Origin of the sequence: Microbulbifer rhizosphaerae (assembly GCF_014191725.1) — a bacterium.
In the GTDB taxonomy this organism is placed as follows: domain Bacteria; phylum Pseudomonadota; class Gammaproteobacteria; order Pseudomonadales; family Cellvibrionaceae; genus Microbulbifer; species Microbulbifer rhizosphaerae.
In genome coordinates, this window is record NZ_JACHWZ010000009.1 from 152,913 (window position 1) to 165,513 (window position 12,601).

The following is a 12,601-nucleotide window of genomic DNA, read 5'->3' on the forward strand; positions in this document are numbered from 1 at the left end:
TGGGCAAAGCGTTACGTGCCCATCAGCGGGTTCTGCTGATGGGCATGTCGCTGCGCTCCGTTGACTCGCACCATCCATGGCGCTCGCCCGCTTCGCGGGCGCCTTCGGCGTCCAAATCGGCAATCCTGCCGATTTGTGCCCATCCTACGGTATGGCCTCCGCTTCGAGGAAGTCCTTGGCGAAGCGTTGCAGGACGCCGCCGGCTTCGTAGATGGAGACTTCCTCCCGGGTGTCCAGGCGGCAGGTGACCGGCACATCGATGCTCTCGCCGTTCTTACGATGGATGATCAACGTCAAGGTTGCGCGCGGAGTGCGCTCGCCGATCACGTCGAAGGTCTCGGTGCCGTCGATGCCCAAAGTCTTGCGGGTGGTGCCGGGCTGGAATTCCAGCGGCAATACGCCCATGCCGATCAGGTTGGTGCGGTGGATGCGCTCGAAGCCTTCGGCGACGATGGCTTCCACACCGGCCAGGCGCACGCCCTTGGCGGCCCAGTCGCGGGAGGAGCCCTGGCCGTAGTCGGCGCCGGCGACGATGATCAGCGGCTGTTTGCGGTCCATATAGGTTTCGATGGCTTCCCACATGCGGGTCACCTGCCCTTCCGGCTCGATGCGTGCCAGTGAGCCCTGCTTCACCTCACCGTTTTCCTCGCGCACCATTTCGTTCAGCAGTTTCGGGTTGGCGAAGGTGGCGCGCTGGGCGGTCAGGTGGTCGCCTCTGTGAGTCGCGTAGGAGTTGAAGTCCTCTTCCGGCAGGCCCATTTTCGCCAGGTATTCGCCGGCGGCGCTGCTGGCCAGGATCGCATTGGACGGCGACAGGTGGTCGGTGGTGATGTTGTCACCGAGCACTGCCAGCGGGCGCATGCCTTTCAGCGCGCGCTCTCCCGCTAAAGCACCTTCCCCCTCTTCATACCAATAGGGGGGGCGGCGGATATAGGTGCTTATCGGGCGCCAGTCGTAGAGGGGACTGACCTTCTCGCTCTCACCTTTCTCCAGGTCGAACATCGGGATATAGACGTCGCGGAACTGTTGCGGTTTGACGCTCTGCTTCACGATCGCATCGATCTCTTCGTCGCTCGGCCAGATATCTTTCAGCGTAATCGGGTTGCCGTTTTTATCATGGCCCAACACGTCCTTTTCGATATCGAAGCGGATGGTGCCGGCGATCGCGTAGGCGACCACCAAGGGCGGCGAGGCCAGGAAGGCCTGCTTGGCGTAGGGGTGGATGCGGCCGTCGAAGTTGCGGTTGCCGGACAGCACCGCGGTTGCATAGAGATCGCGCTCGATCACTTCCTGCTGGATTTTCGGGTCGAGCGCGCCGCTCATGCCGTTGCAGGTGGTGCAGGCAAAGGCCACCACGCCGAAACCCAGCTGCTCCAGTTCCGGCAGCAGCTCGGCCTCTTCCAGGTACATTTTTACGGTCTTGGAGCCCGGTGCCAAAGAGGATTTCACCCAGGGTTTGCGGGTCAGGCCCAGTTTGTTGGCATTGCGGGCGATCAGGCCGGCGGCGATCATATTGCGCGGGTTGCTGGTGTTGGTGCAGCTGGTGATCGCGGCGATGATTACGGCACCGTCGGGCATCAGGCCCTCTTCTTCCTTCCATTCCTTTTTCCACTCCCGGGCGATGCCGCGGCTGGCCAGTTCGGAGGCCGGCAGCAGCGCGTGGGGGTTGGAGGGGCCGGCCAGGTTGCGGCTTACGGAGGACAGGTCGAACTTCAGTACCCGCTCGTATTCGGCTTCTTTGAGTGTGTCCGCCCAGAGGCCGGTTTCCTTTGCAAATTTCTCCACCAGGGCCACCTGCTCGTCGTCGCGGCCGGTCAGCTTCAGGTAGTCGATGGTCTGCTCATCGATCGCGAACATGGCCGCGGTGGCGCCGTACTCCGGGGTCATATTGGAGATGCTGGCGCGGTCGCCGAGGGTCAGGTTAGATGCGCCTTCGCCGAAGAATTCCAGGTAGGCCCCGACCACGCGTTCGCGGCGCAGGAATTCGGTCAGGGCCAGTACCAGGTCGGTGCCGGTGATGCCCGGGTTCAGTTTGCCGGTCAGTTCGACGCCGACGATATCGGGCAGGCGCATGTAAGAGGCACGGCCGAGCATTACGCTCTCGGCTTCGAGGCCGCCGACGCCTACTGAAATGACACCCAACGCGTCCACCATCGGGGTGTGGCTGTCGGTGCCGACGCAGGTGTCCGGGAAGGCGACGCCTTCACGAACTTGGACAACCGGGGACATTTTCTCCAGGTTGATCTGGTGCATGATGCCATTGCCCGGTGGGATCACGTCGACGTTCTTGAACGCGGTTTTGGTCCAGTTGATAAAGTGGAAGCGGTCTTCGTTGCGGCGCTCTTCGATCGCGCGGTTTTTCTCGAAGGCGTCTTTTTCAAAGCCGCCGTGTTCGACCGCCAGGGAGTGGTCGACGATCAGTTGGGTTGGTACTACCGGATTCACTTGTGACGGATCGCCGCCCTTTTCCGCAATGGCGTCGCGCAGGCCGGCGAGATCCACCAGGGCGGTCTGGCCGAGGATATCGTGGCAGACGACTCTGGCCGGGAACCAGGGGAAGTCCAGGTCGCGTTTGCGTTCGATGATTTGTTTTAGGGAATCGGTCAGGGTTGCCGGGTCGCAGCGGCGTACCAGGTTTTCCGCAAGGATGCGGGAGGTGTAGGGCAGCTTGGTGTAGGCGCCGGGTTGGATGGCGTCTATGGCGGCGCGGGTGTCGAAGTAATCGAGTTTCGTGCCGGGTAGGGGCTTGCGGTATTTGGTGTTTATCATTTGGTAAATCTGTCTGATCGGTTCTGCGGTCGGGTTCCGGCACGAGCTTTTGCTTTTGTAGGAGCTTGCTTGCAGGCGAAAGGCTACGGAGCTCCGATCTACAGCGAGCCTGCGGCCCGCAAGCGGAGCTGGAGCTCCGCGGTCCCGGCGGTTTAGCCGCGGTCGGCGATGGGGGTTACCTTGCGCAGTTCCGGGCCGGTGTATTCGGCGCTGGGGCGGATAATGCGGTTGTCGGCGCGTTGCTCGAATACGTGGGCGCACCAACCGGTTACGCGGCTCATTACAAAAATCGGCGTGAACAGCTTGGTGGGGATGCCCATGAAGTGATAGGCGGAGGCGTGGAAGAAGTCGGCGTTGCAGAACAGTTTCTTCTCGCGCCACATCACTTCCTCGCAGCGCACGGAGACGGGGTACAGCACCGTATCGCCTACATCTTCGGCCAGTTTTTCCGACCAGGCTTTGATAATGGCGTTGCGCGGATCGGATTCGGTGTAGACCGCGTGGCCGAAGCCCATGATTTTTTCCTTGCGCTCCAGCATACCCAGCAGTTCTTTTTCCGCCTCATCAGGTGACGAGAACTTTTCGATCAGTTCCATGGCCGCTTCGTTGGCGCCGCCGTGCAGCGGGCCGCGCAGGGAGCCGATGGCGCCGGTGATGCAGCTGAACAGGTCGGACAGGGTGGAGGCGCAGACGCGCGCGGTAAAGGTGGAGGCGTTGAACTCGTGCTCTGCATACAGGATCAGCGATACGTTCATTACCCGCTCGTGCAACGCGTTGGGTTTTTCGCCGCGCAGCATATGCAGGAAATGGGCGCCGATGGAGTCGTCGTCGGTTTCGGTTTCGATGCGCACGTCGTCGTGGGTGAAGCGGTACCAGTAGCAGATGATCGAGGGGAAAGCGGCCAGCAGGCGGTTGGCTTTTTCCAGCTGCTGGTCGAAATTCTCCTCGCCTTCCAGGTTGCCCAGCATGGAGCAGCCGGTGCGCATCACGTCCATCGGGTGGGCGTCGGCGGGGATGCGTTCCAGCACATCCTTCAACGCCTGGGGCAGGCCGCGCTGGGATTTGAGCAAACCTTTGTAATCCGCCAGCTGTGCGCCGGTGGGCAGCTCGCCATAGAGGATCAGGTAGGCGACTTCTTCAAACTCACAGTGTTCCGCCAGATCCTTGACGTCGTAGCCTCGGTAGGTCAGGCCGGAGCCGGACTTGCCAACGGTGGACAGCGCAGTTTTGCCGGCTACCTGGCCTCGCAGGCCGGCGCCTCCGGTTTTTTTCTCTGCCATCTCAGTTTCCCCTTTTTCTCTTGAGTTTGTTCGGTGCTTTGTAGGAGCGGCCCTTGGCCGCGAACGATCTTTCCGGCTGTCGAGTCCGATCGCGGCCAACGGCCGCTCCTACAAGGTCATTACCAATTATTTGTGGAAAAGCTCGTCCAGCTTCTGCTCGAACTGATGGTAGTTCAGGTAGTCGTACAACTCTTCGCGGGTCTGCATGCTGTCCACTACCGCCAACTGGTCCCCGTTTTGCAGGATGCTGGTATAGACGTTTTCCGCGGCGCGGTTCATGGCGCGGAAAGCGGACAGTGGATACAGAACGATATCGGCACCCGCCTCGCCCAGCTCTGTGGCGTTATATAGCTTGGTTTTGCCGAACTCGGTGATATTGGCCAGGATGGGTACGTTCAATGCGTCCTTGAAGGCGCGGTAGTGCTCCAGTTCGGTTACCGCCTCGGCGAAGATGCCGTCGGCACCGGCTTCGATACAGGCGCGGGCGCGGTCGATGGCGGCTTCGAGTCCCTCCTGGGCGAAGGCGTCGGTGCGCGCCATGATGAAGAAATCATCGTCGGTGCGCGCGTCCACCGCGGCCTTGATGCGGTCGACCATTTCCCCTTTGGAAACTATCTCTTTGTTGGGGCGGTGGCCGCAGCGTTTCTGCGCCACCTGGTCCTCGATATGCACGGCGGCGGCGCCGGCGCGGATCATTTCCTTTACGGTGCGGGCAATATTGAAGGCGCCGCCCCAGCCGGTGTCGACGTCCACCAGCAACGGCAGTTCGCTGGCGCCGGTGATGCGGCGCACGTCTTCCAGCACATTGTCCAGGCTGGTAATTCCCAGGTCCGGCAGCCCGTAAGAGGCGTTGGCCACGCCGGCGCCGGAGAGGTAGATGGCCTTGTGGCCGATGCGTTCGGCCATGACTGCGCTATAGGCATTGACGGTGCCCACAACCTGCAAGGGATTGTTTTCGACGAGGGCGCGGCGAAAGCGCGCGCCGGCGGAAGGGTTCTGGCTCATGGACTCACCTCAGTTTTTTCTCGATGTTCTGGCGGGAGGCGCGGATATGCCGGCGCATCAATAACTCGGCCAGTTCGCCGTCACCCATCTCGATGGCCTCGATAATATGGCTGTGCTCGCGGAAGGCCCGCTGCGCCCGGGGGCTGGGCATGCCCAACTGGTAGCGGTACATGCGCACGCGGTAGTAGAGACGGTTGCACAGGGTGTCGATCAGCAGGTCGTTATTGGAGGCCTGCACGATGCGGAAGTGGAAATCGAAATCCCCCTCCGGCTGGAAGTAGGCCCTGCCCGCCTGCAGTTCCTCCTGCTGCTCGTGGCGCCCGAGCATCTGCCAAAGTTCGGTGATGTCTTCGTCGCTGCGGTGTTGCGCGGCCAGGCGGCAGGCCATGCCCTCAAGGGCCTCGCGCACTTCGTAGAGATCCAGCAGGCCGCGCTCGGTGAGATCCACCACCCGCGCCCCCACATTCACCCGGCGCTCCAGCAGTCCCAGGGACTCCAGGCGCATCAGTGCTTCGCGCAGGCTGCCCCGGCTGGCATTGAAGCGCCGCGCCAGCTCCGGCTCGCTGATTTTACTGCCGGCGGGAATTCTGCCCTCGACGATCTCGCCTCTCAGAGTCACAAACAGGCGTTCCGGCAGGCTCAGGCTCGGCTCCAGCGGCTGTAACGTCTCCCCTTGCACCCTTGGGTCACTCCTTCAGCTTCGAAACAGGATTGTCGACAATCCCTAAAGTGATCGCACCATAATTCAGGAAAAAGTGGTCGTCAACCGGTTAATCGCAAGGCTATTGTTGACAATTTTATGATGGAGCTGACCTATCCCCCAACAGTAGTCTTGACGCGACTATGCGGGCATAATAGCGCCCGCGCCGGTACGCCTGTGCCCGCTCTGCACCCTATTCTTGTCTGGGATAGTGCAAATGGATCGGCTGGCCGGGACGCAAACCCACCCCGATCATTGGCAACAATTGAACCGCTGGGCCGGCTGCCGATACCCGAGTAGACTGAGTTATGCCGAAGAGTATTATCAGGCGTTGGCTGCCAACTCCCGAACAGGTTCGCGCCAAGAGCGGCCTGAGATTTCTGGGTGCTCTGCTCCACGACCCCAACCTCTTCCATCTCAACCGCCACTCGGTTTCAGTGGCGTTTGCCGTCGGTGTCTTTACCAGCTTCCTGCCGGTGCCCGGGCAGATGATTATCGCCGCGCTGCTGGCGCTGTGGTTTCGCTGCAACCTGCCGCTGTCGGTGATCCTGGTGTGGATCAGCAATCCGATCACCATGCCGGCCATGTTCTACAGCACCTACAAACTGGGCGCCTGGATACTCGGCACCCCGCCGCTGGATTTCAGGATAGAACTTTCCTGGGAATGGCTGACCAGTGAGGTGGGAAAAATCTGGCTGCCGCTGTTTTTCGGCTCGCTGCTCAGCGGCATTTTCTTCGCCGCCGTGTCCTACTTTACGATGCAGGCACTGTGGCGGTGGCATGTGATAAAGCGGTGGAAAATACGGCTAGCGAAGCGGTCAGTGATCAGTGATCAATGATCAGTGACCAATTGCACCCGCGCGGAACCCTAACTGATAACTAGTCACTGCTCATTGCGCAACGCCGCCGCCGGCTGCACACGGCTGGCCTGCAATGCGGGGTAGAGAGTCGCCAGCAGGCTGAGCAGGAAGCCCGCCCCCACTACCAGTGCCACATCCGGCCACTGCAATTGCGAAGGCAGGTAGTCCACCGGGTAGACATCGGATTTCAGGAACTGGATGCCAAACAGGGATTCCAGCCCTTTCACCAGGTCGGTCACCACCAGCGAACCCACAACTCCGAGAGCTCCCCCCACCAGCGCACCGACGAGTCCCACCAGCGCTCCCTGGCTGACGAACGTCAGCAGTATCTCGCGGGTGCTGGCGCCCATGGTGCGCAATATGGCGATATCGCTGTGCTTGTCGATCACCACCATCACCAGGGTGGAAACCACGTTGAAAGCGGCGATGGCGATGATCAGCAGCACCAGCAGCCCCACCAGGTTGCGCGACATCTGTATCGCCTGGTAGAGATTGCCGTGGGTGCTGCTCCAGTCGCTGCCGTAGAAATTCTGCGCCGGCAGTTCACCCAGCAGCCGCCGCATGATCCAGTTGGCCTCAAGCATCTTCCCGAAGCGCAGCTGTATCCCGGCGCCGCCGGTTCCCCCCGCCAGCGATTGGGCCTGTGTCCAGTCCAGCAGTGCCAGGGACTGGTCCAGCGCGGTGCCGGAGTGGAAGATGTCGGCCACCCGGAAGCCCGCCAGGCGCGCCGCGCGGCGGCCGCCATCCGCGCCGCTGTCGGGGACGATCAGGGAGATATGTTCCCCCTTTTGCACGCCCAGTTTGTCGGCGATGCCCTGCCCCAGGATCACTCCGGGTTCGGCGGCGTCAGTAAGTTCGGCAAAAGCCTCGGGATCGAGAAAGCCGCCGATATTGGAAACTTCGACAATGGTCTCGGGATTGATGCCCTGCACCAGCAGCGGCGTTACTTCGGGCCCGCTGCGCGCCAGGGCGTTGACCTGCCAGACCTCCGCCGCCGCCAACACTTCCGGGTCCGCCGCCAGTTGGTCGCGCAGGGCCGGCCAGTCGATATCGGGGTCGGCGTTGTAGATGGTCGCGTGGGGCATGATGCCCAGGATGCGCTCGCGCAGCTCGCGGTCGAAACCGTTCATCACTGACATCACCACGATCATCAGCGCCACACCGAGAATCAGCCCCACCATGGACAGCCCGGAGATAAACGATACCAGCCCGGCGGAATCCTCGCCGCGGCGCTGGGCGCCGGCGTAGCGCAGGCCGATAAACGCGGGCAGAGGTCTAAACATGATCGCCCCGGTGCCAGTCGCTCTCCAGTGCGCCGTCAATCAGGTGCAGTGTGCGATCCAGCGCCGCGGCCAGGTCCGGGTCGTGAGTAACGATCACGAAGCTGATCCCCATCTCGTTGTTGAGCCTGTCCATCAGCTTGTGAATCTCTTTGGCGGTGGCCCTGTCCAGGTTGCCGGTGGGCTCGTCCATCAGCACGCAGGCGGGATGCGTCACCAGTGCCCGGGCAATGGCCACCCGCTGGCGCTCGCCGCCGGACAGCTGCGAGGGCTTGTGGGTCAACCGCTCACCCAGGCCCACTGCCTGCAGCATGGCGGTCGCCGCCTCGCGGGCGCTGGCCACCGACTGCTTGCCGATCAGCAGCGGCATGGCCACATTCTCCAGCGCGGAAAACTCGCCCAGCAGATGATGGAACTGGTACACGAAGCCCAGACTGCGGTTGCGCAACCAGCCGCGCTGGTTGGCGTCCAGGCTGGCCAGGTTCTGCCCCGCCACCCAGACCTCGCCGGCGCTGGGTGTATCCAGGCCGCCGAGCAGGTTGAGCAATGTGGATTTGCCGGAGCCGGAGGCGCCCACTATGGCCAGTTTCTCGCCGGCTTTCACCTCCAGTTCCACGCCGCGCAGGACTTGCAGTTCTTTATTGCCTTGGCGGTAGCTCTTGCGCAGGGTGCGGCAGGCGAGCACCACGTCGGTACCGGAATTCGGTGACGCGACCTGCTCTTCAGTTATTTCCACTTGGCTGTTCATCAATTAATTCTTTTCTGCGTAGGATGGGCAAAGGAGCGAAGCGACGTGCCCATCAGCTCGATCGTGATGGGCACGCTTCGCTTTGCCCATCCTACGGAACTGTTTTGTTCGTCATACCCGCGTAGGGTGCGCCGCGCGCACCATTGGCCACGATATTTAGCGGCATCCCGGTGGTGCACACGGCGCACCCTACTCATACCGCAACGCCTCCGCCGGCTCTATCTGCGCCGCGCGCCAGGCGGGGAACAGCGTGGCCAGCAGGCTCATCAGCACCGCGGCTGTCAACACCACGACTGCGTCGGCGGTGCGGAATTCGGAGGGCAGGAAGCTGACGAAAAACACCCGCGGGTCGAAGATCTTCGCTCCCAGCAGGTTCTCCATCCAGCTGACCATGTCCGTCAGGTTGAAAGCGATCAGTATGCCCAGCAAAGCGCCGATAAAGGCGCCGATAATGCCGATGGCACTGCCCTGCACCACGAATACCGACATGATCTGCCGCGAGGTCAGGCCCAGGGTGCGCAGCACCGCGATGTCCGAGCGCTTGTCGGCCACCATCAGCACCAGCGCGGAGACGATATTGAAGGCGGCCACGGCGACGATAATCATCAGCATCAGGGTTACCACCGTCTTTTCCATCTTCACCGCCTGGAACAGGCTGCCCTGGGAGTGGCTCCAGTCCTCGCCACTGTAGCCCTCGCCGAGGCTTTGCGCATAGGTGGACACCCGACCCAGGGCGTTGTCCATATCGTCGAAGCGCAGTTGCAGCCCCTGGACCTTTCCGCGCATTCGCAGCAGCCGTGCGGCGTCGTCGATATGCATCAGCGCCATGCTCTGGTCCACCTGGGCGCCCACGGAAAAGACGCCGGCCACGGTAAAGCGTTTGGTGCGGGGAAAGAGGCCGGCGGGGGTAACCACCACCTCCGGCAGGGTGAGCACCAGGCTGTCGCCGGGGATCACGTTCAACTGGCGGGCGAGGATGCGTCCGACGACGATGTTGTAGCTGCGCGGCTGCAAAGCGTCCAGGCTGCCCATGATCATATGCTCGCCCACGGCGGAAACACTGCGCAGCGCCTGCGGGTCCACCCCCTGGAACTCCACGCCGTGGCTGCCCCCGCCGGCGCCCAGCAGCGCGAAGCCGCGCACAAAGGGGCTCACCGCCACTACATGGGGTTTCTGTTCGAGCTGCTGCGCGACGTCGCGCCAGTTCTCCAGGCCATCGGCCTTCTCTACAAAGCCGTGGGGCACCACGCTGAGGATTCGGGTCTTCAGCTCCCGGTCGAAACCGTTCATCACCGAAGTCACCACAATCAGCGCCATAACCCCCAGCGCCATGCCCAGCAGGGAGAAGCCGTTGATAAAGGAGATAAACTGCTGCCGGCGACGGGCGGCCACGTAGCGCAGGCCGATATAGAGGGGGACAGGCTTGATCATGGAATTGATTTAAGCGGAAAAACGTGAAGAAATCCAAGTGTTTAGGCAGAATATCTGCTTTAATTGGCGAATCTTCAAAATAACGCACAACCGGAGAAGGACAGATGTTCAGCAAACTCCGCACCCGCTCCGCCCTCCACCACCTAGCCATCGTTGCCCTGCTGGCCGCAACGATGGGCGCCCGGGCGGAAACCGTGGAAGTACCCGTTGGCCAACAGGACCAGTTGGGAGAAATCGCCGAACTGCGCGGCCTCAAGAAAGACGCTGTCACCACTCGCCTGGGTGAACCCCTCGGCATCCAGGGCCCGGTGGGCGACCCGGCGATCTCCCGCTGGGAATACGCAGATTTCTATGTGTATTTCGAGTGGGACATTGTGCTGCATACGGTGAAGAAACACCGCGGCTAAAACCCCCGGCCCCGGCCCCGGCCCCGGCCCCGGCCCCGGCCCTATGAAAGGCTCCCGCGTCCTCCCTCTAGCACATCAAGCGCCTGGGCGCGTTCCTCTCGTCCCCCATCTGGCATCGCGAGCGGCTGATCGCCGCCAACACCAAGGGGGAAATTCTGGTGTTTCACTGAGTCAGCCTCTCTCCCCGCCAGAGAACGCAACGCCGGCCCCTCGCCGGCTTGTATCTGCCCGCCAGCTGTACAAGAATTACCCGCTTTCACCGTCAATCAATCAGCGCCAGGAGTAGTCGTGCCCAAAGCCTCCCATCCTGCCCAGTATTTTCTCGACGCCGCGGAGGAAATCCTCCAGCAGGAATTTGACCTGGACATCGTCCAGGAACTGGAAGAGATGCTGCCGCCCTACCCCATATTGCTCACGCTGCTGATGGATTGGGCCGGATCCCCGGATGCCGAGGATTCCCCACAGCTAGATGCCTTCGCCAACCTGGTCGATCGGGCCCTGCACCAGTTGCGTATTGAACTCCGCAGGGGCGACGAAGAAGCGGCTGAATTCTGGCAGCTTCTGCAGGAGCTACTCGGCGAGGCCCTGGAAGCGGGTGACCAGCCCGTGGTCTGCCACGCGCTGCTGGACGGCCTCGCCACCCAGAGCTTTCCCGTGCCCGAGGCACTGATCGAAAAAGCCGCGGCCTGGCACGAGAAGGTCTATGCCGGTGAACCAGAGAATATTCCCGGGCCCGACACGGCACCGGAACAGGCGCTGCGGAAAGCTTTCGACCAACCGGACATGCAGCTGGCAGACATCTTCCGCATTCTCAAGACGCAGCTCCAGTACCTGCCGGCGGACAAGTTGGATACCCTTTGCGCGGGCCTGCTCCACATGGACAACGGTGATCTGCGCGAGGGCCTGCTGCTCTGCCTGTTGCACCCCAGGGCGCTGGTGCGCGATCGGCTGCTGGAGCAGCTGCGGCAACTGCAGGAACCCATCGAGGCGCGGCAGCTCAACCGCCTGGTGATGCTGCGCAACTGGCTGCCGCCGGAGCAGGCGAAACGACTGGATGCGGTGGTGCGCCAGCAGCGCAAACACAATCTGCCGGCGGCAACTGCTTCCCACGGCAGCGTCCGCATTTGGGCCAGCGTGCCCGACGGCGCCGGAGCCACCGCGGTGATCATGTGCCGGGAGAAAGCCGGTCGCCACCAGTTGTCCGGCGCCATCCTCAAGGAACAAACCGGTGTTCTTGACTGCTGGCAGTCGCCGCGGCTGAAAAAACGCGAGGCGGACGCCGGCGTCAGGGAGATCCAGAGCCAATTGCCGCCCTGCCTGCCGGTGGGCCGCGAATTCCTGCAACAGTTGCTGCCGCACTTCCTGGCACTCAATGTACAGAGCGGCGAAATGCCGGAGCCGGAACTGCTGGATTGGCTGGAAGCCTTGGGCGGTGACCTGTGGCAGCCGCAACCGCTGGATATCGAAGGCTGGCTGCTCAAAACCGAACCACAGTTGCAGGGCTGGAATCCCGACAAGGCGTTCAAGCGCTGCGCCACCTGGTTTGAAAAGCACGCCCATCTGCTGCTCTGGTTCGAAAACGACACCGCCACAATCGAGCGCGCGGAAGAATTTCTCCTTGCAGAAGACCCGCAGCCCGAGCACCAGATACTGGAAGAAATACTCCAACCCCACAGGCCCAAATGGCGCGACCGCTTCGTTCTAATGGCCATCTGGGCCCAAAGCAACCTCAACAAGCGCGGCCCCCATTGGCAGGATTTCGCCCTGCTGGCGCGGGTGACAGACGCAGGGGAAGCGGTTGTGCGGCTGCCGATTCTGCCCGCCGTGGCCGGACAGACCCTGGGCCTTGTGGCAGAAGAGCTGACAGCACGAGAGGAACGCCAGGAGGAACTGGAGGCAGAGGTTTGGGCAAAGGAAGGCTGGGAAGAGGAAGGCTGGGAGGATGAGCGCTGGGAGGACGATGATATCCCGCTGCAATCTGATCTCTTTTCCAATACGCCCGTCACCCCGGTACGAAACCGGAAAACCGGCCGTAACGAGCCCTGCCCCTGCGGTAGTGGCGAAAAATACAAGAGATGCTGTTTAGCCGATTAGCGGCTTACCCGGACCAGCATTGATTAG

At 62.1% G+C, this 12,601-nt stretch carries 10 protein-coding genes; 3 read left to right on the forward strand and 7 right to left on the reverse strand.

Going from position 1 to position 12,601, the window contains the following annotated elements; genetic code table 11:
• Window positions 1-144: 144 nt before the first annotated feature.
• The 4 genes from acnD to FHS09_RS11075 form a co-directional block, all read right to left on the reverse strand.
• Entirely contained in the window at window positions 145-2,769 is a 2,625-nt protein-coding gene (gene acnD / locus FHS09_RS11060) for a Fe/S-dependent 2-methylisocitrate dehydratase AcnD (protein WP_221191942.1), read from the reverse strand.
• Window positions 2,770-2,921: 152 nt separating this feature from the next.
• Entirely contained in the window at window positions 2,922-4,049 is a 1,128-nt protein-coding gene (gene prpC / locus FHS09_RS11065) for a bifunctional 2-methylcitrate synthase/citrate synthase (RefSeq protein ID WP_183459784.1), read from the reverse strand.
• A gap of 126 nt (window positions 4,050-4,175) precedes the next feature.
• On the reverse strand, window positions 4,176-5,054 hold the full coding sequence (gene prpB, locus FHS09_RS11070; RefSeq protein ID WP_183459785.1) for a methylisocitrate lyase: 879 nt from the start codon (window positions 5,052-5,054) through the stop codon (window positions 4,176-4,178).
• Window positions 5,055-5,058: 4 nt separating this feature from the next.
• Window positions 5,059-5,733, reverse strand: coding sequence for an FCD domain-containing protein (locus FHS09_RS11075; protein ID WP_183459787.1), 675 nt, complete (start codon window positions 5,731-5,733; stop codon window positions 5,059-5,061).
• A 329-nt stretch (window positions 5,734-6,062) separates the two neighbouring features.
• On the opposite strand from FHS09_RS11075, the gene FHS09_RS11080 reads away from it, so the two are divergent.
• A complete protein-coding gene (locus FHS09_RS11080) occupies window positions 6,063-6,593 on the forward strand; it encodes a DUF2062 domain-containing protein (RefSeq protein WP_183459789.1) in 531 nt (176 codons plus the stop codon).
• A 44-nt stretch (window positions 6,594-6,637) separates the two neighbouring features.
• Here FHS09_RS11080 and FHS09_RS11085 read toward each other — a convergent pair whose 3' ends face one another.
• The 3 genes from FHS09_RS11085 to FHS09_RS11095 form a co-directional block, all read right to left on the reverse strand.
• Window positions 6,638-7,897 carry a lipoprotein-releasing ABC transporter permease subunit gene (locus FHS09_RS11085; RefSeq protein ID WP_183459791.1) on the reverse strand — a complete coding sequence of 420 codons (1,260 nt, stop codon included), beginning with the start codon at window positions 7,895-7,897 and terminating at the stop codon, window positions 6,638-6,640.
• Window positions 7,890-8,642: a lipoprotein-releasing ABC transporter ATP-binding protein LolD gene (gene lolD, locus FHS09_RS11090; protein WP_183459793.1), complete on the reverse strand. Its 753-nt coding sequence runs from the start codon at window positions 8,640-8,642 to the stop codon at window positions 7,890-7,892. The genes FHS09_RS11085 and lolD overlap by 8 nt, the downstream gene beginning before the upstream one ends.
• 189 nt (window positions 8,643-8,831) lie before the next feature.
• Window positions 8,832-10,073 carry a lipoprotein-releasing ABC transporter permease subunit gene (locus FHS09_RS11095; protein ID WP_183459795.1) on the reverse strand — a complete coding sequence of 414 codons (1,242 nt, stop codon included), beginning with the start codon at window positions 10,071-10,073 and terminating at the stop codon, window positions 8,832-8,834.
• Between the two features lie 104 nt (window positions 10,074-10,177).
• Here FHS09_RS11095 and FHS09_RS11100 point away from each other — a divergent pair, with 104 nt between their 5' ends.
• Both FHS09_RS11100 and FHS09_RS23255 read left to right on the forward strand, forming a co-directional pair.
• Window positions 10,178-10,480: a hypothetical protein gene (locus FHS09_RS11100; RefSeq protein WP_183459797.1), complete on the forward strand. Its 303-nt coding sequence runs from the start codon at window positions 10,178-10,180 to the stop codon at window positions 10,478-10,480.
• A 288-nt stretch (window positions 10,481-10,768) separates the two neighbouring features.
• On the forward strand, window positions 10,769-12,574 hold the full coding sequence (locus FHS09_RS23255; RefSeq protein ID WP_221191943.1) for an SEC-C metal-binding domain-containing protein: 1,806 nt from the start codon (window positions 10,769-10,771) through the stop codon (window positions 12,572-12,574).
• Window positions 12,575-12,601: the final 27 nt, after the last annotated feature.